We start from the raw sequence: 20,286 nt of genomic DNA on the forward strand, positions 1-20,286 counted from the left end.
ACTCGATCTACCAGAAGATGATCGTCCGCGGCCGGGACTTCGACGACATCTTCGACCTCGTCGGCGTCCGGATCCTCGTCGACTCCGTCAAGGACTGCTACGCCGTCCTCGGCACCATGCACGCGCGGTGGAACCCCATCCCGGGGCGGTTCAAGGACTACATCGCGATGCCGAAGTTCAACCTCTACCAGTCGCTCCACACGACGGTGGTGGGACCGGGCGGCAAGCCGGTCGAGATCCAGATCCGCACCCACGACATGCACCGCCGCGCCGAGTACGGCGTGGCCGCACACTGGAAGTACAAGGAGGCGGCCAAGGGCCGGTCCGACGACCAGCCGCCGGCGGGCGTGGAGGAGATGGGCTGGCTGCGTCAGCTCGTGGACTGGCAGCGCGAGACTGCCGACCCCGGGGAGTTCCTCGACTCGCTGCGCTTCGAGATCTCCGGCTCCCAGGTGTACGTCTTCACTCCGAAGGGCGACGTCATCGCCCTCGCGCCGGGAGCGACGCCGGTCGACTTCGCCTACGCGGTGCACACCGAGGTCGGCCACCGCACCGTCGGGGCGCGGGTCAACGGCAGGCTCGTCTCCCTGGAGTCGAAGCTGGAGAACGGCGACACCGTCGAGATCTTCACCTCCAAGTCGCAGACCGCCGGCCCGAGCCGCGACTGGCTGAACTTCGTCACCACGCCGCGGGCCCGCAACAAGATCCGCGCCTGGTTCACCAAGGAGCGGCGCGAGGAGGCGATCGAGGCCGGCAAGGCGCACATCGCACGGGCGATGCGCAAGCAGAACCTGCCGATCCAGCGGCTCATGTCCCACGAGTCGCTCACCGCCGTCGCCCACGAGATGAACTACGCGGACGTCTCCGCGCTCTACGCGGCGGTGGGGGAGAGTCAGGTCTCGGCCACGAACGTCGTGCAGAAGCTCGTCCAGTCGATGGGCGGGGAGTCCGGCGCCGAGGAGGACCTCGCCGAGGCCACCATGCCGGGCGAGGCCAAGCCCCGCGTACGGGCGGGCGACCCGGGCATCGTCGTCAAGGGCATGGAGGCCGGGGACCTGTGGGTCAAGCTCGCCCGGTGCTGCACCCCGGTCCCGGGGGACCCGGTGGTCGGTTTCGTCACCCGGGGCTCGGGTGTGTCGGTGCACCGCTCCGACTGCGGCAACCTGGAGAGCCTGCGCAAGCAGCCCGAGCGGATGGTCGAGGTCGAGTGGTCCCTGCACGGGCAGAGCTCGTTCCTCGTCCAGATCCAGGTCGAGGCGCTGGACCGGGCCGGCCTGCTGTCCGACGTCACGCGGGTGCTGTCGGACAACCACGTCAACATCCTCTCCGCCTCCGTGCAGACCAGCCGGGACCGGGTGGCGGTGTCGAAGTTCGTCTTCGAGATGGCCGAGCCCTCCCACCTCGGGCACGTGCTGTCCGCGGTGCGGCGGATCGACGGCGTCTTCGACGTCTACCGGCTCACCGGGTCGCGGTCCAAGCGCCGGGCCTGAGGCCGCGGGCGGTGCTCCACAGCACCTGGCCGGCACGGCGCCGGTCCACACTGCGGTAGGCGCCTGTCCCACGGACGGCCCTGGGCGGGCACGCTGGCGGTATGACCGACGCCCTGGCCTGGCTCGCACCGCGACCGGTCGACGGGGTGGGCAGCTCCGGCCCCACCGACATCCGCGCGCTGCGGTACGACGGCGTGCTCGCGCGGGTACCGGGCGGTGGCCATGCCGCCGTCGACCTCCTCGCGGCACCTCAGGGCCGTGCGACCGCGGTCCGGGAGCTGCTGCCGGTGGGTGCCGCGCTGGCCCGCGCCACGGCGGCCTGGGTGCACACCGGGCGGCTGCGCCCCGAGCGGGTCGAGGTGGTGGTTGCCGCACACTGTCGCCCCCACACCGCCGTGGTGGTGCACCGCCAGGCCCTGCCCGCCGATGACGTCGTGCGGGTCGGGGGAGTCGCGGTCACGACCCCGCTGCGCACTGCCGTGGACCTGCTGTGCTTCGCGGAGGAGGACACCGCGGTCGCCGCCACCCGGGTGCTGCTCCGCCACGGCCTGGTGCCGGAGCTGCTGGAGGAGGTCCTGTCGCGGCCGGTGCGGCGTCTCCCCACCCGGCGCGCGCTGCGCCTTCTCGGCCGGGTGGACCCGGACCGGTGCCGCGCGTGACACCGGTCCGGGCCCGGGCTCAGCTGCTCGTGGACCGCAGGATCTGGTCGAGCCACGCCCGACGGGCCTCGAGGGCCTCGCTCGCCTCGCGCTCGGCGCGGGCGTCACCCGCCGCCCTGGCCTGGGCGAGCTGCTGCTCGAGATTGTCGATCGCCTCGTACAGCTGGGCGGCGGCCCCTTCCGCGCGGGCCCGCTTCTCCGGGTCCGACCGGCGCCAGCGCTCCTCGTCGGCCTCGCGCACCGCCTGCTCCACGGCGCGCATCCGACCCTCCACGCGCTGGACGTCGGCCCGCGGCACCTTGCCCACCCGGTCCCACTTGTCCTGGATCGGGCGCAGGGCGGCCTTGGCGGCGTCCGGGTCGGTGACCGGCAGCAGCGCCTCGGCCTGCTCGAGAAGCTTGAGCTTCACCTCGAGGTTGGCCGCGTACTCGGCGTCGATCTGGGCGTTCTCCGCGTCACGCGCGTCGAAGAACCTCTGACGCGCGGCCCGGAAGCGGGCCCACAGGGCGTCGTCCTCCTTGCGGCTGGCCCGGCCGGCGGCCTTCCACCGGTCCATGAGCTCGCGGTACGCCGCGGAGGTGCGTCCCCAGTCGGTGGAGGTGGACAGTGCCTCCGCCTCCGCGATGAGCTGCTCCTTGACCCGCTTCGCCTCGGCCTGGGCGGCGTCGAGCTGGGAGAACCAGTGCCCCCGGTTGCGGTCGAAGGTGGTGCGGGCGCGGGAGAACCGCTTCCACAGCGCGTCCTCCGTGGGGCGGTCCAGGCGCGGTCCGGTGCGCTGGGCCTGCTTCCACTGCTCGAGCAGGGAACGCAGCTCCTCACCCGAGGAACGCCAGTGCGTCTTGGCCGGGTCCGTGGCGGCGATCGCCTCGGCCCGCTGGACGATGGCGGTGCGCTCCTCCAGCGCCTTGGCCTTGGCGGCCTCGCGCTCGGCGGCGATCTGCCGGCGCCGCTCCTGGGCCCGCTCACGCAGCACCTCGAGCCGTCCACGCAGCGCGTCGAGGTCACCGACGGCGGCGGGCTCGGCCAGCGCCTCGGTGAGCGTGGCGAGGGTCTGCTCGATCTCCTTGGGCTGGAGCTGGGGCAGCCGGGCCTCGAAGAGGGCGACCTGGGCCTGGAGGTCGAGGAAGCGGCGGACGTAGAAGCCCAGCGCCTCCTCGGTGTCCGCCCCGGTGTACTGCCCGACGGTGCGCTCTCCGGCGGCCTCGCGCACCCACACCGTGCCGTCCGGGTCGACCCGGCCCCACGCGGCGGCCGCGGCCGCCTCCTTGGCGTCGTCGACCACCGGGGCGACGACGACCGGTGCCGGTGCGGGCCGGCCCGGGGCCCGCCTCGGGAGCGCCGACGGCTTGGGCAGCGCGGACGGCTTGGGCACCGCCGAGGGCTTCGGCACGGCCGCGGGCGAAGGCGCCGCGGACGGTGCCGGCGCGGGGGAGGAGGTGGGTGCGGGGGCCTGCGGGCGGGCGGCCTCGTTCTCTATGGCACCGCCCGGCTCCGTCGTGCCGGGCTCTCCGGCAGGCTGGGCGTCCTCCGCCGGCCGGCTCGCGTCCGACGCCTCGGCCTCACCCGACGGCTGGGCGTCGGCGGAGGACTGCAGCGCGCCCGCAGACACGGTCTCGCTGCTCTCGCTGCTCGCCTGGGCGCCGCCCTCCTCGGTCGGCTGCCCCGTCGGCTGGTCCTGCTGCTCGCCGGCCTGGCCCTGCGCCGTCGGCTGCTCCGTGGCCCCGGTGTCCGCGGTCTCCTCCTGCGTGGCAGCAGGGGGTGGCCCGGGGTCCGTCACCGCGGCGTCCTCGACCGCCGCTGCTGCCGGCTCGTCCTGCGCAGGGCGCGGGGTCTGCTGCTCACTCAATGGTCACTCCTTCGATGGTGACGGGTAGGGCCGGCTGCTCGGAGCCCTCGACGGTACCCGCCGAGCCGACCTGCTGGAGGATGTCCAGCCCTTCGGTCACACGACCGAAGACGCTGTAACCGCCGGCACTGTCCGACGGAAGAGTGACGTCGGCGAACACCATGAAGAACTGGCTGCCCATGGACTCCGCGTCGCCGCCGCGGCGCGCCATCGCGAGCGTGCCGGCGGGGTAGAGGTCGTCCTCGGGGGCGTTCTCGATGGGGCCGAACCCGTAGCCCGGGCCGCCCGTGCCCGTGGCCGTGGGGTCGCCGCACTGGAGCAGGGAGTCGGGCAGCAGCCGGTGGCAGGCCGTGCCGTCGTAGAACCCGTCGCGGGCCAGGCGGAGGAAGTTCGCCGCCGCCTGGGGGGCGTTCTCGCCGTCAACCTCCAGGCCGATGTCACCGGCGCTGGTGTGCACGGTCAGCTGCCAGGTGCGGCCCTCGGCCTCGGCCGGGTCCGGTGGGGCGTCGTACAGCTCGGGGGCCGTCGTCGGCAGGGGTTGTGCCTCGCCCGGCGTGTCCGCAGGCGTCTCGGCCGGGGGCGTCGCGTGCGGGTCGACAGGCTCCTCGGGGCGGTTGACCAGCACGAGCACGATGGCGGCCACGACCACGGCAAGCCCGCCGACCACCGCCGAGATGAGCCGGATCCGCCGACGGCGGGCGGCCCGCTCCCGGCTCCGCCGCTCCCACTTCTCGTGACGCCGCCTCTGGTACGCGCGCTCCTGCTTGGTGGTTCGGGTCAACGAGCCCCTCCCGGTGATGGTGCCCATGGCACCGCGACAACGAACGCCGACAAGTCTAGGCGGAACCGGGGTTGCTCGTGACCGTCCTCACGTGGCGTGGTCACCACGCGGACAGCCTGCCCCGGACCACCCCCTCGCTAGGGTGGTCGGATGCTCATCCACGCGTTGCGCGCCCCCGTGTTCGCGACCAACACCCTGGTGCTGGCCCCGCGCGAGGCAGGTCCCGCCGTCGTCGTCGACCCGGGCGCCGGCACCGCACCGCTTCTCGACGCCGTGCTGGCCCGCCGTGGCCTCCACGTGGCCGCCGTCCTGCTCACCCACGGCCACCCCGACCACGTGTGGGACTGCGCCGCCGTCGCACCGGGCGCGCCGGTCCACGTCGGCGCCGACGACATCGAGTGGCTGCGCGACCCGGGCGGGCTCCTGGGACCCGCGCTCGGCCCGATGTTCGCCTCGCTCGTGGACACCCCGTGGCGTGCCCCCGCACAGGTCACGCCGCTGCCCGCCGGGCCGGTGGAGCCGGTGCCCGGCCTCGTCCTCGAGGCGATCCCCGCACCCGGGCACACCGCGGGCAGCACCCTGTTCCAGCTCACCGGCTGCGACGAGCTCGTCGGCCCGGTCTTCGCCGAGGCGGGGGTCAGCGACCACGGCGGCCCGGTGGTGCTCACCGGCGACGTCCTGTTCGCCGGTTCCATCGGCCGCACCGACCTGCCCGGAGGAGACGAGCGACGGATGGCCGCGACCCTGCGCGACCTCGCCGCGCGGCTGCCGCACGACGCGCTGCTCGTGCCCGGGCACGGTCCGGCCACGACGATGGCCCGCGAGCTGGCCACCAACCCGTTCCTCGCCCGAGTCCAGGGCTGAGCCCCACCCCGCATAGGATCGCGACCATGGCACGACCGACCCCCCTGTCCGGCTTCCCGGAGTGGCTGCCCGCCGAACGCGCCGTCGAGACGTACGTCCTGGACACGCTGCGCCGCACCTTCGAGCTGCACGGCTTCGCCGGCATCGAGACGCGGGCGGTGGAGCCCGTCGAGGAGCTGCTCCGCAAGGGGGAGACCTCCAAGGAGGTCTACGTCGTCAGCCGCCTCCAGGGCGAGGAGGACGGCCCCCAGGAGCGCCGGCTCGGGCTCCACTTCGACCTCACCGTGCCGCTGGCGCGCTACGTCCTGGAGCACGCCGGCAAGCTCGTCTTCCCGTTCAAGCGCTACCAGATCCAGAAGGTCTGGCGCGGGGAACGCCCCCAGGAGGGACGCTTCCGCGAGTTCACCCAGGCCGACGTCGACGTCGTCGGCGCCGAGACGCTGCCCTTCCACTACGAGGTCGAGCTGCCGCTCGTCATGGCCGAGGCGCTCGCCGCGCTGCCGATCCCGCCCGTGCGGATCGCGGTCAACAACCGCAAGATCGCCGAGGGCTTCTACACCGGCATCGGGCTGACCGACGTCGACGCCGCCCTGCGGGCCATCGACAAGCTCGCCAAGATCGGTCCCGACGCCGTCGCCGAGCTGCTCCGCAGCGACGCCGGGGCCACCGCCGAGCAGGCCCGGCAGGCCCTCGAGCTCGCCGCGATCAGCGGCACCGACGCGTCCGTCGCGGACCGGGTGCGCGCCCTGGGGGTGACCAACGACCTCCTGGAGGAGGGGCTCGGCGAGCTCGTCGCCCTGGTCGAGGCCGCCTCCCGCCGGGTGCCGGACACCGTCGTCGCCGACCTGTCCATCGCGCGCGGCCTGGACTACTACACCGGCTCGGTCTACGAGACGACCCTCGTCGGCCACGAGGACCTCGGTTCCATCTGCTCCGGCGGCCGGTACGACTCCCTCGCCTCCGACGGCACCCGCACCTACCCGGGCGTCGGGCTGTCCATCGGCGTGTCCCGTCTCGTCGCCCGGATCCTCGGCGCCGGGCTCGCCACGGCCTCCCGGGCGGTACCCACCGCCGTCCTCGTCGCCGTGGCGAACGAGGAGGAGCGGGGACTGAGCAACGACGTCGCCGCCGCCCTGCGCGCCCGGGGCATCCCCACCGACGTCGCCCCCACCGCCGCGAAGTTCGGCCGACAGATCCGCCACGCCGACCGGCTCGGCATCCCCTACGTCTGGTTCCCCGGCACGGACGGCCACGAGGTCAAGGACATCCGGTCGGGCGAGCAGGTGCCCGCCGACCCCGCCACGTGGACGCCGCCTCAGGAGGACCTCACGATCACGGTGCAGCGGACCTGACATGGCCGAGCAGCCCCCGGCGCCGCCCGGCGCCCGCGACGACGTCGTCGCCCCGCTCCGGGCCCTCGAGCACGCCCTGGCCGGGACGACGCTGCCGCTCGACCTCCCGGGGGCCGACGCTGCGCGACGGCGGCTGCGCAGCCTCGTCGACCAGCTCGCCGACTACGTCATCCCGCGTGCGGAGCAGCTGGACGCCCCGCTGCTCGCCGTCGTCGGCGGGTCGACCGGGGCGGGGAAGTCCACCCTCGTCAACGCACTGGCCGGCGACGAGGTCTCCCGCGCCTCGGCGATCCGCCCCACCACCCGGCGGCCGGTGCTCGTCCACCACCCCGAGGACGCGGGCTGGTTCACCGACGACCGCGTCCTGCCCGGGTTGGCCCGGGTCCACGGCAGGGCGGCGACCGAACCGTTGCCCGAGGACGCCGAGGTCACCGAGCTCGTCCTCGTCCCCGCGGCCACCGTGCCGCGCGGCCTCGCCCTGCTCGACGCCCCGGACATCGACTCGGTCGTCGTCGGCAACCGCCGCCTCGCCGGGCAGCTGCTCGCGGCCGCGGACCTGTGGATCTTCGTCACGACGGCGGCCCGCTACGCCGACGCCGTGCCCTGGGAGCTGCTGCGGTCCGCCTCGGCCCGGCGGGTCGTCGTCGCCGTCGTCCTGGACCGCGTGCCGCCCGGTACGGCGGGGGAGATCCGGGCCGACCTCGCCGACCGGCTGCACGCCGAAGGCCTCGCCCACGCCCCGCTCTTCGTCGTCTCCGAGCAGCCGCCGCCCCCGCCGGGCACCGCCGCCCGGCTGCCGGAGGCCGACGTCGCCCCGGTGCGGTCCTGGCTGCGTGGCCTGGCCGCCGACGCCGTCACCCGCGCGAGCGTCGCCCGGCAGACCCTGACCGGGGCCGTCGCGGAGGTGCTCACCGGCACCGAGGAGGTCGCCGCCGCGGCAGCGGCCCAGGCCACGGCCGCCGAGGAGCTTGCGCGTACGGCCGAGGGCCGGTACGCGGACGCCGTGCGGGCGGTCATGGACTCCACCGAGGACGGCACCCTGCTGCGTGGGGAGGTGCTCGCCCGGTGGCAGGAGTTCGTCGGCACCGGGGAGTGGCTGCGCGGCGTCGAGGCCGCGGTCGGGCGGCTGCGCGACCGCGTCACCGGCTTCCTGCGCGGCCGGCCCACGACCCAGGCGCGGGCGGAGGAGGCGATCGAGAGCGGCCTCGTCACCCTCGTCGTCGCCGAGCTCGAGCGCGCCGAGCGGGAGACCCGCCGCGCCTGGCAGTCCCTGCCGGGCGGACCGACCGCCCTGGAGGGGGTCGCGGACCACGCTCCCGCCGCCGCACGGCCCCGGCTCGTCGAGGAGGTCTCCGCGGAGGTGCGCGACTGGCAGCGTGCGCTCCTCGAGCGGGTCCGGGCCGAGGGCCAGGACCGACGGGTGCGTGCCCGCATGCTCTCCCTCGGCGTCAACGCCTCGGGTGTGACGCTCATGCTCGTCGTCTTCGCCTTCTCCGGCGGCCTCACCGGACTGGAGATCGGGGTGGCCGGCGGCACCGCCGTCGTCGGCCAGAAGGTGCTGGAGATGGTCTTCGGCGACCAGGCGGTGCGCGACCTGGCCCGCCACGCCCAGCGCGACCTGGAGGAGCGGGTGGAGCGCCTGGTCGCCGACCACCGGCGCCCGTGGCTCGACCGGGTGCGTGAGCTCGGGGTGGACGGCGACGCGGCCGCCACGCTGCGGGCCGCCGCCACCGGCGTGCGCGTCACGGGGGCCGGCCGATGAGGCGACGGCACCGCCCGCCGGAGCTGGAGCAGCGTGCGGCGGCGCTGGCGACCGCCGTGGAGCTGGCCGACGGCGTCGTCCCGGCCGCCGAGCTCGCCCCTGCCCGGGAGTTGCTCACCCGGTTCGGGCAGCGCACCGCCCTCGCCCCGGGCGTCACCGTGGCGGCGCTCCTCGGTGCCACCGGGTCGGGCAAGTCCAGCCTGTTCAACGCCCTCGTGGGGGAGCCGCTCGCCCACGTCCACGCCCGCCGTCCCACCACCACCCGGCCGCTCGCCGCCGTGTGGGAGGCCCCGGGTGCCGCGACGCTGCTCGACTGGCTCGAGGCCCCGGACCGGCGGCTGCGCCCGGCGGACCCGCGGCTCGCCGGCCTGGTCCTGCTCGACCTGCCCGACATCGACTCCACCCGGACGGCGAACCGGCAGGTCGCGGCCCGGCTCGCCGAACGCGTCGACGCGCTCGTGTGGGTGCTCGACCCGCAGAAGTACGCCGACGCCGTCGTCCACGAGGAGTACCTGCGCCCGCTGCACGAGCACGCGAGCGTCAGCCTCGTCGTCCTCAACCAGGTGGACCGCCTCGCCGCCGCCGACCGCCCCGGCGTCCTGACCCACCTGCGGCAGCTCCTCGACCGCGACGGGATGGGGGACGTGGAGGTGCTGTCGACCTCCGCGGTGACCGGTGAGGGTGTCGCCGAGCTGCGGCAGCGGCTGGCCCGGCTCACCGCCGAGGGCCGGGCGGTGCGGGAGCGGCTCGAGGCGGACCTGCGCACGACGGCGGGGGAGCTGCGCGACCGGCACGCGGCCGCCGACGAGGTGCCCGCGGAGCCGCGTGGCGCGGCGCGGCTGGTCGATGCGTGCGCCCGCGCTGCCGGCGTGGGGGAGGTGCGCACGGCGGTCGAGCGGTCCTACCGGCGCCGCGCTCACCGGCACACCGGCTGGCCGCCGGTGCGCTGGCTGGCACGCCTCCGCCCCGACCCGTTGCGCCGCCTGCACCTCGAGGCCCCCACCGCCGGGGCGACGTCACTGCCCGAGCCCACCCCCGCCCAGGCGGCCGCGGTGCGTACCGGCGTGCACGACCTGGCCTGGGACTCCACCGAGGGGATGGCCGCCACGTGGCGCTCGGCCCTCGTGGCCCGGACGGAGGAACGCGTGCCCGCGCTCGTCGACGCGCTCGACGCGACCATCGCCGGCACCGACCTCGGGGGGCAGCGCCGCCCGCGCTGGTGGCGGCTGTGGTCGGTGCTCGGCACGCTCCTGTTCCTCACCGCGCTCGCCGGCGCGCTGTGGCTGGGTGGGCTGGCGGTGCTCGGCTACCTCCGGCTGCCCGAGCCGCAGACCCCGATGCTCGGTCCGGTGCCCTGGCCCACCGCGCTGCTGCTCGGCGGGTCGGCCGGCGGACTGCTCCTCGCCCTGGTGGGCCGGCTGCTGGCCCGGGCCGGTGGCCGACGAACCGCCCGCCGTGCCCAGGCGCAGCTGACGCAGGGCATCGGGCGGACCGCGACCGAGGTCGTGGTCGCGCCCCTGGCCGCCGAGCTGCGCCGCTACCGTGAGTTCTGCGCCGCCGTGGAGCGAGCCGCCCGGTAGCCCGGGCCTCACCGGGCCCGGGGCGAGGGTGTCAGTCGCGCGGACGTGCCCGCCGGGGCCCGGTGTCCGGGCGGATGCGCAGCGGCCGGCCGGCGACACGCGCCGCACCGATCCGACGGGCGGTCTCCGGGCTCAGCTCGCGGCTGATCTCGACGAGCGAGAAGCTGGGGAAGATGTCGATCTTGCCGAGGTCCTGACCACGCAGGCCACCCTCCCCGGTGATCGCGCCGACGATGGCGCCGGGCTGGACGCCGTCCCGGTGCCCGACCTCGACCCGGTAGCGGGTGCCGCTCACCTGGCGGTGCCGCGGCCGCGTGCCGGCGCGGCCACGGGGGCCCGCACCGTGGTGGGCGGTGTCGCGGCCCTCCTCGAAGACGGCACCGAGGAACTCACCGGAGTCGTCGTACCGCTCCTCGCGACGGCGGCGCGGACCGGAGTCGTCGTGGCGGTCCTCGCGGCGCGTCGGGCCGTCGTCACCGACGGCGATGGCCAGCAGGGCAGCCGCGGTCTCCCGCAGGTCGTGCGCGGAGCCGTCGAGGATCTCCCGGTAGAGGTCCAGCCGGCCGGCGGCGAGCCGGGGCTCGACCCGGGCGAGCAGCGCCTGGGCGCGGTGCGCCGAGACGTCGGCCGGCGTGGGGATGGCGACCTCCTCGATCCGCGCCCCGGTGGCGCGCTCGATCTGGCCCAGCCGGCCGCGCTCGCGCGGGGTGAGGAAGGTCAGCGCGCGGCCGCTGCGGCCCGCCCGGCCGGTGCGGCCGATGCGGTGGACGTAGGTCTCGGTCTCGCGCGGGACGTCGAAGTTGACGACGAGGCCGATGCGCTCGACGTCCAGGCCGCGGGCGGCGACGTCGGTGGCCACGAGGACGTCGAGGCTGCCGGAGCGGAGCCGCTCGACGATCCGCTCCCGGTCGCGCTGGGCGACGTCGCCGGAGATGGCGGCCGCTCGGATGCCGCGGCCGGCGAGCTCGACGGCGACCTCGTCCGCCGCCGACTTGGTGCGGACGAACACGATCGCGGCGTCCGCGTCGCTCACGGCCAGGACCCGGCCCAGGGCGCCGGCCTTGTGCCGGAACGGCACCACCGCGTAGGTCTGGTGGACGGTCTCGACGGTGGAGGAGGCCGGGGTGAGACTCACCTTGACCGGGTCGGTGAGGTGGGTCGCCGCGACGCGGCGGATCGCCGCGGGCATGGTCGCGGAGAAGAGGGCGGTGCGGCGCCCGGCCGGGACCTGGGCGACGATCTGCTCGACGTCCTCGGCGAAGCCCATGCGGAGCATCTCGTCGGCCTCGTCGAGCACGAGGAAGCGGACACCGGACAGGTCGAGGCTGCCACGCTCCATGAGGTCCATGACGCGGCCCGGGGTGCCGACGACCACCTGGGCGCCCGCGCGCAGGCCACGCAGCTGGGGGGTGAAGCTCGCACCGCCGTAGATCGGCAGCACGTCGACGCCGTCGAGGTGCGTGGCGAAGGAGGCGATCGCCTCGCTCACCTGGAGCGCCAGCTCACGGGTGGGTGCCAGGACGAGTGCCTGCACTGCGCGCAGCGCGGGGTCGACGGCGGCGAGCAGCGGCAGCCCGAAGGCGGCGGTCTTGCCGGTGCCGGTCTGCGCGACACCGACGACGTCACGGCCGGCGAGCAGCAGCGGGACGGCCTCGGTCTGGATGTCGGTCGGCGTCGTGTAGCCGAGGTCGACGACGGCGTCGAGGAGGGGGGTGGGCAGGCCCAGCCCGGCGAAGCCGGACTCCGGGCGTGCAGCGGTCAGGTCGGCGAGAACAGCAGTCAAGGATCAGTACCCATCGGTAGCGGAGTGGGGCACGCGCCACCGGGGGGCGACGCGAGGGCCTTTCCGCGATGGGCCCCGCCGAGCGCTACTTCCACAAGGGGCCTGGGCGGCACAGCACACTCCAGGAGACCTCAGCGTATCGGTGAGGCCGCACGGCCGACACCGGGCGGTCCGGTGACATCCCGCACAGCGGTCAGGCCGAGGCGCGGGCCCCGGCGACGACGGCGAGCCCACCGACCGCGGCCGCGAGCAGCAGCCCGGCGAGGTAGGCCACGGTGCCACCCGCCCCGATGAGGGCGAGGAACAGCGCGCCGGAGCCTGCCAGGCCGAGCGCTGCCCCCAGGGCGTCGGAGACCTGCAGCGCCGCGCTCACCTCCCCGTGCCGTGCAGGGGGCGTGAGGCGCAGCGCCAGCACCGTCAGGGCCGCGTACACCATGCCGATCCCGGCCCCACCCAGCGCCCACCCGGGCACCGCGACCCAGGGGCCGAGGGCGGGCAGCGCCGCGCCCGCCGTCACCAGCGCCCCGACCGCCAGGAGCAGCGGACCGAGCCAGGTGAGCCGCCGGCGTCCGGCAGCGCTGCTCACCCGACCCTGGACGAAGGCGCCGACCGCCCAGGTGACCGAGGAGACGGCGACGACGAAGCCCGCCGCGGTCACCGACCACCGGTACTCGCGCACCAGGAGCAGCGGCAGGAAGGTGTGAACGCTCATGAACGTCGCGTTGAGCAGTGCCCGGCACGCCACCGCGGCCGGCACCCCGAGGGCGAGCCGGGGCGTGCCGCGGGGGAGCAGACGCGGCAGGAGCAGGGCGAGGACGACGACGGCGGCGACGACGGCCGGCACCGACCACCCCTCCTGGGCGCTGCCGGCCACCTGGAGCACCGCGACCGCCGTTCCGGTGCCGACCGCGGCCAGCGCGAGCCCCCGGGTCCCGCGGGGCCGCTCCCGGTCGCCGTCGTGCGCCGGCAGGTGCCGCAGCCGGGGCATGAAGCCCACCGCCACGACACCGACGAGCGCGGCCGCCCCGAGGAACACCCAGCGCCACGACAGGTGGTCCACGACGACCCCGGTGAGTGCCGGCCCGCCGAGGGCCGGGACCACCCAGGCGGCGGAGAACCAGGCGAAGAACCCGGGCTGGCGCTCGTGCGGGACGAGCGCGCCGACGAGGACGTAGAGCGGCACCACGAGCAGGCCCCCGCCCAGCCCCTGGACACCGCGGCCGAGCGCGAGCAGCCCCATGCTCGGTGCGGTGCCCGCGACCACCAGGCCCAGCGGGAAGAGCACGAGCCCGAGGATCAGCACCGGCCGCGGCCCGCGTGCGTCGGCCCACGCCCCGGCCAGTGCGGTGGCGACGAGCTGGGCGGCCAGCGGCGCCCCGGCGGCCACGGGGTAGAGCTGCAGCCCGTCCAGGTCGGCGCTCACCGCCGGCAGGGCGGCACTGGCCGCGAGGTTCTCGAAGGCCACGATGGTGATGAGCGACACCGAGGCGACGAGCAGCGTCCGCACCAGGTCGGGCGGTCCGGCCGTACGTGCCCGGCGGCCGGCAGGGGCACGGGTCATGCCCCGATCATCACCCGGTGCACCAGCCGCGTGGTAGCGGCACCCGCGCGCCCAACTAGGATTGCCCCTGCGCCCGCCCGTCTAGCGGTGCGTCAGACCAACGGAAGGAACCTCGTGCTCCGCACTCGTGACGCAGGATCGCTGCGCTCCACCGACATCTCCAGCACCGTCACCCTCGCCGGGTGGGTCGACCGCCGGCGTGACCACGGCGGGGTGGCCTTCATCGACCTGCGGGACGCCTCGGGCATCGCCCAGGTGGTCATCCGCGACGAGGACGTGGCCCACGAGCTGCGGTCGGAGTACGTCATCCAGGTCACCGGGGAGGTGGCCCAGCGACCCGAGGGCAACGCGAACCCGAACCTGGCCACGGGCGAGATCGAGGTCATCGCCCACGACGTCGTCGTGCTCAACACCGCGGCCCCGCTGCCCTTCCAGGTCTCCGAGCACGCCGAGGACGCCGGCCAGGTCAACGAGGAGGTGCGGCTGAAGTACCGCTACCTCGACCTGCGCCGCAAGGAGCCCGCGCACGCGATCCGCCTGCGCGCGAAGGCCAACCAGGCCGCGCGCCGGGTGCTCGACGAGCAGGGCTTCGTGGAGATCGAGACCCCCACGCTCACCCGCTCCACCCCCGAGGGCGCCCGCGACTTCCTCGTCCCGGCCCGCCTGTCCCCGGGGTCCTGGTACGCCCTGCCGCAGTCGCCGCAGCTGTTCAAGCAGCTCCTCATGGTGGCCGGTATGGAGCGCTATTACCAGATCGCCCGCTGCTACCGCGACGAGGACTTCCGGGCCGACCGTCAGCCGGAGTTCACCCAGCTCGACGTCGAGATGAGCTTCGTCGACCAGGAGGACGTCATCGCCGTCGCCGAGCAGGTGCTGGTCGAGCTGTGGCGCCTCGTCGGCCACGAGATCAGCACCCCGATCCCGCGGATCAGCTACGCCGAGGCGATGGCCAGGTACGGCACCGACAAGCCGGACCTGCGGTTCGAGCTCGAGCTCACCGACCTCACCGAGTACTTCTCCGGCACCCCGTTCCGGGTGTTCCAGGCCCCGTACGTCGGCGCTGTCGTCATGCCCGGTGGTGCGAGCCAGCCCCGTCGCCAGTTCGACGCGTGGCAGGAGTGGGCCAAGCAGCGCGGCGCCCGCGGGCTGGCCTACGTCACGGTCGGCGAGGACGGCACCCTCGGCGGCCCGGTCGCCAAGAACATCAGCGAGGAGGAGCGCGCCGGCCTGGCCGCGGCCACCGGCGCCCAGCCGGGTGACGCGATCTTCTTCGCCGCGGCGAAGGCGCACGAGGCGCGCGCCCTGCTCGGCGCGGCCCGTCTGGAGATCGCCCACCGCATCGGCCTCGTCGACGAGGACGCGTGGTCCTTCGTCTGGGTCGTCGACGCGCCGCTGTTCAAGCGGGCCGACGAGGACGACGACGTCGCCGTCGGGCACGGCACGTGGACCGCGGTCCACCACCCCTTCACCTCGCCCACCCCGGAGTGGCTCGACCGGTTCGACCAGGACCCGGCGGGCGCCCAGGCCTCGGCCTACGACATCGTGTGCAACGGCAACGAGATCGGCGGCGGCTCCATCCGTATCCACCGCCGCGACGTCCAGGAGCGGGTCTTCTCCGTGCTCGGGCTGGGCGAGGAGGAGGCGCGGGAGAAGTTCGGCTTCCTGCTCGACGCCTTCGCCTACGGCGCGCCCCCGCACGGAGGTATCGCCTTCGGCTGGGACCGGATCGTCGCGCTGCTCACCGGCGCCGACTCGATCCGTGAGGTCATCGCCTTCCCCAAGTCGGGCGGCGGTTACGACCCGCTCACCGGCGCGCCCGCGCCCATCACCCCCGAGCAGCGTCGCGAGGCCGGGGTGGACGCCAAGCCCAAGGAGGCGGACCGGGACGAGGCGGCGGCACCCACCGCCCCGTGACCCGGTCGGCGTTCCTGCGGGCCAACGCCCACCGCTGGCGGGAGGAGGGGGCCTGGCACGTCGCCGGCGCCACCCTCCTCCTCGTCACGGTGACCCGGGCGGGGCGGGAACGGACCCAGCTCGTCGGGGCCGGTCCCGGGGCGGACCTCGCCCGGGCGCTGGAGGTGGCTGCCGCCGACGGCGCCCCACCGGTCGGGTCGGGGCTGCTCACCCGCCGGACCTGGCAGCTCACCGGGGAGCGCGTGCGACGGCACTTCGGCTTCGCCCCCGGGCCGGGGTGGGACTGGATGTGGAGCGACGCCGTCCCGCCGGTCCGGCCGGGGGAGGAGAGGGTCGCGCCGGTGACCGGACCCGGCGCCGTCGCCGAGGTGCGTGAGTGCCTCGCCCGGGCCTACCCGGAGGCGATGGCCGACCCGGAGGACCCCGCGCTCACCTGGTGGGGCTACCGGGACGACGCCGGCGTGCTCCGCGGGGTCGTCGCCGTCGACGCGGCACCGGGCCGGCCGGTCCACCTCTCCGGTCTGGGCACCGACGCGGCCTGGCGGCGGCGCGGGGTGGCCACGGCCATGGCCGCGGCGGTCACCCGCTGGGCCCTGGGCGAACATCCCCTCGTCCACTTCGGCATCTGGGCGGACAACGAGGCCGCTCGCCGGCTCTACACCCGCCTGGGCTTCACGGTCGGCCACGAGGTGGAGAACGTGCGCCGACCGGACGCATCAAGCCTGAAGACCTGATCTGACACGATCAAGGCGAGAGGCTTGACTCGCGCCCGGGGTTAGTGGGCGATGCCGAGGCGGTCGTGCAACCGCCGCAGCGGGGCCGGCGCCCACCAGTTCCAGCGGCCGAGCACGGTCATCGTCGCCGGCACGAGGAGCATCCGGACGAGGGTGGCGTCGATCGCCACCGTGACGGCGAGCGCGAAGCCGACCTGCTTGATCACCATGAGCTCACCGGTGACGAAGCCGAGGAACACCAGCGCGATGATGAGCGCCGCGGAGGTGATGATCCGTCCCGAGCGCTGCAGACCGTGCTCGACCGCGGCGTCGTTGTCGTGCCCGGCGTCCCAGTACTCCTTGATCCGGGCGAGCAGGAAGACCTCGTAGTCCATCGCCAGGCCGAAGCCGAAGGCGACGACGACGGCCACGACGTAGCTCTCCAGCCCACCGATCGGCGTGAAGCCGAGCAGCCCCGCCAGGTGGCCCTCCTGGAACGCCCACGTCGTCACCCCCAGCGCGGCAGCCAGTCCGAGGGCGTTGACGAGGATCGCCTTGACCGGGATGAGCACCGAGCCGGTCATGAGGAAGAGCAGGGCGAAGATCGTCAGCACGACGAGCCCGGCCGCCAGTGGCACGCCCTGCGCGATCGCGGCCTGGAAGTCGATCTGGTTCGCCGCCTGCCCCACCACCCAGGTGCGGAAGCCCGGGTCGAGGTCGCGGATCGCGTGGACCACGTCGGTGGCCACTGGGCCGCCGGCGTCGGTGGAGGCGATGTCGACGCCGATGACGGCGTACCGCTCGTCGGGCGTGGTGGTGACCTCACCGACCGCCGCGACGTCGGGCAGCGCGGCGATCTGGGCGGCCCACTCCTCGGCGGTGGTGACGTCGGTGTCCGCGACGACACCGACGGATGGCGTCGCGGCCGCCGGGTAGCCCTCACCGAGCACCGCGATGAACTCACGCTGGTCGGAGCCGGCGGGGATGAGGTCGGTCGTGGAGTTGCGCAGCTGGAGCCCGAGCACCGGGGAGGCGAGCACCCCGAGCAGGGCGACGGAGCCGGCGATGACGACCCACGGGCGTCGGTGCACCGCCCTGGCGAGCCGGGAGAACATGCCGTCCTCGGGGGCGACGTCGCCGAGCCGGCCGAGCAGCCGGTGCAGCCCCGGCACGCGGGAGACGAGCGAGGGACGCTGCAGGCGGCCGCCGAGGAGGACGAGCAGCGCGGGCACGAGCGTGAGCGCCGTGGTCAGTGCGATGACCACCACCGAGACCCCGGCCGCCCCGAGGGACCGCAGGATGTCGGGGGAGAAGACCATGAGCGCGCTGATCGCGATCGCGATGGTCACGGCGGAGAAGGTCACCGTACGCCCCGCGGTCATCATGGTGCGCCGCACGGCCTCCTCGACCACCGCCCGGCCGTGGCTCCGGCGCCGACGCCGGCGCAGCGGCAGCCCCCGGCTCGCGGTGGAGGCGACGACGTCGGCCACCTCCTCGCGGTATCGGGAGACGATGAGGAGCCCGTAGTCGATCGACAGGCCCAGCCCGAGCACGGTGACGACGTTGACGACGACGGCGTCCAACTCGATGACCTGGGCGAACCCGAGCAGTACACCGAGCCCACCGGCGATCGAGGCGAGCGCGCCGACGAGGGGCATGCCCGCGGCGAGGAAGCCGCCGAAGACCACGACCATGACGAGCAGCGACAGCGGCAGCGCGATCGCCTCGCCGCGGGCCAGGTCGGCCTCGACCTGGTCGGTGACCGCCGAGACGATGAGCGCGACGCTGGAGACGATCCCGTCCGCCTCGGGCGCGACGTCGGCCAGCTCACCCGGCACGGCGGCGAGCCGCTCCTCCACGGCGGTGCGCGCGGCCCCACCGTCGTCGAGCTCCGGGTCGAGCTCGGCGATGAGGAGGAAGCCGTCGCGCTGTGTCGAGACAAGCGACTGGACGAGCGGGTCCGCCGGCCCCTGGGGGGCGAGGAACGGGTCGATGACGCCGGTGACACCCTCGAGGTCGTCGATCTCCTGCCGGATCGGCAGGAGTGCGGCGGCGAGGTCCGCGGTGAGCTCCTCGTCGGTGAGGTCGGTCCCCCGCACGAGCAGGGTGACCTCCTCCCCGGTCTCCGCGGTGGACGCCAGGAGCTCACGGCCGTGCTGGCTCTCCGCGCCCGGCACGCGGGGCTCGCCGGAGTGGAGCTGGGCGAACAGGCCGTCGCCGACCACACCGAGCGCCAGGGCGAGACAGGACAGGACGAGGACCGCCCACACGGCGATCGTCGTCCGGGGGCGACGGATGACGCCACGGGCGAGTGCTGCGAACACGGCCGACAGTCTCTCACCGGCGACGCGTGCGCAGCGTCACCGGCCGTCCGCGTCGTCCCGCCGCCGCCGGTGTCGTAGCGTCGGAACGTGGGGCAGACACCAGATCCGGACGCCGGCCTGCCGCTCGGCGTGCCGCGCGCCGTCGGGCACGTCCGCCGCGAGTCGATCCTGCGCGAACGGGCCCGTCGGGTGGTCGCGGGCAGCGGCCCGCCGACGCTCTCCTTCGCCCCGCCCCGGCGGCAGACGGAGCTGACCGCCGAGACCGAGCGCTCCGTCCTCGACCTGGTCCTGCGGGTGGGGGAGGGGATGATCGCCACGGGCGCGCCGGTGGCCGATGTCACCTCCGCACTGCTGCGACTCGCCGCCGCCTACGGGGTGACCAACTGCGAGGTGGACATCACGTTCATCTCGATCGCGGCCTCGATCGACCGCGACGACGACCCCATCACCAAGATGCGGGTGATCAACGTCCGCACCTCCGACTACAGCAGGCTCGCCGAGCTTTTCGCCATGGTGGCCGACGCCGCCGCCGGGCGGCTCTCACTGGAGCAGGCGCATGCCCGACTCGACCGGGTGCTGCGGGCCCCGCACCCCTACCAGCGCTGGGTGGTCACCCTTGCGCTCGGGCTCATGGCCGCGGGGGTGGCCGCGCTCCTCGGCGGCGGCTGGCAGGTCGCCCTCGTCGCCGCCGTCACCACCGGCATCATCGACCGCGCGCTGCGGGTGCTGCGGCGCTGGGGCCTGCCCTACCTGTTCCAGCAGGCGACCGGCGCGGCGATCGCGACCCTGGTGGCGATCGCCCTGCTCTGGGGCCAGGACATCTTCGGGTGGGACCGGGACCTGCTCCCGCCGTCGCTCGTCGTCGCCTCGGGCATCGTCGTGCTTCTCGCCGGGATGCAGCTCGTGGGCGCCGCCGAGGACGCCATCGCCGGCTACCCGCTCACCGCGGCGGCCAAGGCCTTCGAGGTGGCGCTGTACACCACCGGCCTGGTCATCGGCATCGGCTTCGTCCTGGACGTCGGCCAGCGGCTGGGCGTCCCCCTGTACATCGGTGATGTCTTCGGCAACGCGCCGACGGGACTGGTGCAGGTGGTCTGCGGCGCCGTGATCGCCGGCTCGTGGGCGGTGGCGTCCTACACCCAGCCGCGCAACGCCGCGATCATCACCGTCGTCGGGGCGATCGCGGCCGGCTCCACCCACGTCATCGACCAACTGTGGCTCGGCCCTGCGGGCGCCGCGTTCTTCGGCGCGCTCGTCGTCGGACTCATCGCCGGGGTGGTCGGCGACCGTGGTCGGCTGCCGAGCTTCGTCGTCTCCGTGTGCGGTGTCACGCCGATGCTCCCCGGACTGTCGATCTACGCCGCGATGTTCGCGTTCATCGAGTCCTCCGACATCTTCGGGGGCGCGACGATGGGGATCCGGGCGCTGTCCGTGGGACTCGCGCTGGCCGCGGGCGTGACGCTCGGGGAGTTCTGCGCCTCCCCGCTGCGCACCGAGATGGACCGGTGGGAGCGGCGGGTGCGCCGGCGCGCCCGCGGCGCCCGCATCTGACGCGGCCCCGCGGAACCGGCGTACCTCGCAAGCACCCGCGGAACCGGCGTACCTCGCAAGCACCCGCGGAACCCGCGCGCCACGCAAGCACCCGCGGCAGGGGGAG

The 20,286-nt window shown here is 74.9% G+C and carries 14 protein-coding genes; 9 read left to right on the forward strand and 5 right to left on the reverse strand.

Going from position 1 to position 20,286, the window contains the following annotated elements; genetic code table 11:
• Together Q0195_RS04510 and Q0195_RS04515 are read left to right on the forward strand one after the other, a co-directional pair.
• Window positions 1-1,490 (forward strand): RelA/SpoT family protein (locus tag Q0195_RS04510; RefSeq protein ID WP_299275170.1); only part of this gene is annotated, 1,490 nt, incomplete at its 5' end.
• 101 nt (window positions 1,491-1,591) lie between these two features.
• Complete coding sequence (locus Q0195_RS04515; protein WP_299275172.1) at window positions 1,592-2,149, forward strand: hypothetical protein; 558 nt, start codon at window positions 1,592-1,594, stop codon at window positions 2,147-2,149.
• Between the two features lie 19 nt (window positions 2,150-2,168).
• Here Q0195_RS04515 and Q0195_RS04520 read toward each other — a convergent pair whose 3' ends face one another.
• Together Q0195_RS04520 and Q0195_RS04525 are read right to left on the reverse strand one after the other, a co-directional pair.
• Window positions 2,169-3,995: a DUF349 domain-containing protein gene (locus Q0195_RS04520; RefSeq protein WP_299275175.1), complete on the reverse strand. Its 1,827-nt coding sequence runs from the start codon at window positions 3,993-3,995 to the stop codon at window positions 2,169-2,171.
• Complete coding sequence (locus Q0195_RS04525) at window positions 3,988-4,776, reverse strand: peptidylprolyl isomerase (protein WP_299275177.1); 789 nt, start codon at window positions 4,774-4,776, stop codon at window positions 3,988-3,990. Before Q0195_RS04525 ends, Q0195_RS04520 begins: the two co-directional genes overlap by 8 nt.
• Before the next feature lie 150 nt (window positions 4,777-4,926).
• Here Q0195_RS04525 and Q0195_RS04530 point away from each other — a divergent pair, with 150 nt between their 5' ends.
• From Q0195_RS04530 to Q0195_RS04545, 4 genes are read left to right on the forward strand one after another with little or no spacing between them, the layout of a single operon-like run.
• Window positions 4,927-5,640 (forward strand): MBL fold metallo-hydrolase, encoded by a 714-nt coding sequence (locus Q0195_RS04530; RefSeq protein ID WP_299275179.1) that lies wholly within the window; start codon window positions 4,927-4,929, stop codon window positions 5,638-5,640.
• Window positions 5,641-5,666: 26 nt separating this feature from the next.
• On the forward strand, window positions 5,667-6,992 hold the full coding sequence (gene hisS, locus Q0195_RS04535; RefSeq protein WP_299275181.1) for a histidine--tRNA ligase: 1,326 nt from the start codon (window positions 5,667-5,669) through the stop codon (window positions 6,990-6,992).
• 1 nt (window position 6,993) lies between these two features.
• Window positions 6,994-8,754, forward strand: a complete 1,761-nt coding sequence (locus Q0195_RS04540) for a dynamin family protein (RefSeq protein ID WP_299275182.1) — start codon at window positions 6,994-6,996, stop codon at window positions 8,752-8,754.
• Window positions 8,751-10,334, forward strand: coding sequence for a GTPase (locus Q0195_RS04545; RefSeq protein WP_299275184.1), 1,584 nt, complete (start codon window positions 8,751-8,753; stop codon window positions 10,332-10,334). The genes Q0195_RS04540 and Q0195_RS04545 overlap by 4 nt, the downstream gene beginning before the upstream one ends.
• Window positions 10,335-10,365: 31 nt before the next feature.
• Here Q0195_RS04545 and Q0195_RS04550 read toward each other — a convergent pair whose 3' ends face one another.
• Window positions 10,366-12,117, reverse strand: coding sequence for a DEAD/DEAH box helicase (locus Q0195_RS04550; protein ID WP_299275186.1), 1,752 nt, complete (start codon window positions 12,115-12,117; stop codon window positions 10,366-10,368).
• A 193-nt stretch (window positions 12,118-12,310) separates the two neighbouring features.
• Entirely contained in the window at window positions 12,311-13,678 is a 1,368-nt protein-coding gene (locus Q0195_RS04555; protein ID WP_299275188.1) for an MFS transporter, read from the reverse strand.
• Window positions 13,679-13,792: 114 nt separating this feature from the next.
• Between Q0195_RS04555 and aspS the strand changes: the two genes are divergently transcribed.
• Complete coding sequence (aspS, locus tag Q0195_RS04560; protein ID WP_299275190.1) at window positions 13,793-15,592, forward strand: aspartate--tRNA ligase; 1,800 nt, start codon at window positions 13,793-13,795, stop codon at window positions 15,590-15,592.
• Entirely contained in the window at window positions 15,589-16,326 is a 738-nt protein-coding gene (locus Q0195_RS04565) for a GNAT family N-acetyltransferase (RefSeq protein ID WP_299275192.1), read from the forward strand. The genes aspS and Q0195_RS04565 overlap by 4 nt, the downstream gene beginning before the upstream one ends.
• A gap of 41 nt (window positions 16,327-16,367) precedes the next feature.
• On the opposite strand, the gene Q0195_RS04570 is transcribed toward Q0195_RS04565, so the two are convergent.
• Complete coding sequence (locus tag Q0195_RS04570; RefSeq protein ID WP_299275194.1) at window positions 16,368-18,629, reverse strand: MMPL family transporter; 2,262 nt, start codon at window positions 18,627-18,629, stop codon at window positions 16,368-16,370.
• Window positions 18,630-18,716: 87 nt separating this feature from the next.
• Here Q0195_RS04570 and Q0195_RS04575 point away from each other — a divergent pair, with 87 nt between their 5' ends.
• On the forward strand, window positions 18,717-20,180 hold the full coding sequence (locus Q0195_RS04575; RefSeq protein WP_299275196.1) for a threonine/serine exporter family protein: 1,464 nt from the start codon (window positions 18,717-18,719) through the stop codon (window positions 20,178-20,180).
• The last annotated feature ends 106 nt before the right edge of the window (window positions 20,181-20,286 follow it).

The organism is uncultured Georgenia sp. (assembly GCF_937958535.1).
GTDB lineage: Bacteria > Actinomycetota > Actinomycetes > Actinomycetales > Actinomycetaceae > Oceanitalea.

What these genes read in the sequence shown, in the direction of transcription:
- Q0195_RS04540 (WP_299275182.1), top strand. Translation starts at nt 6,994, where the DNA reads ATGGCCGAGCAGCCCCCGGCGCCGCCCGGCGCCCGCGACGACGTCGTC.
- hisS (WP_299275181.1), top strand. Translation starts at nt 5,667, where the DNA reads ATGGCACGACCGACCCCCCTGTCCGGCTTCCCGGAGTGGCTGCCCGCC.
- Q0195_RS04530 (WP_299275179.1), top strand. Translation starts at nt 4,927, where the DNA reads ATGCTCATCCACGCGTTGCGCGCCCCCGTGTTCGCGACCAACACCCTG.
- Q0195_RS04545 (WP_299275184.1), top strand. Translation starts at nt 8,751, where the DNA reads ATGAGGCGACGGCACCGCCCGCCGGAGCTGGAGCAGCGTGCGGCGGCG.
- Q0195_RS04555 (WP_299275188.1), bottom strand. Translation starts at nt 13,678, where the DNA reads ATGACCCGTGCCCCTGCCGGCCGCCGGGCACGTACGGCCGGACCGCCC.
- Q0195_RS04515 (WP_299275172.1), top strand. Translation starts at nt 1,592, where the DNA reads ATGACCGACGCCCTGGCCTGGCTCGCACCGCGACCGGTCGACGGGGTG.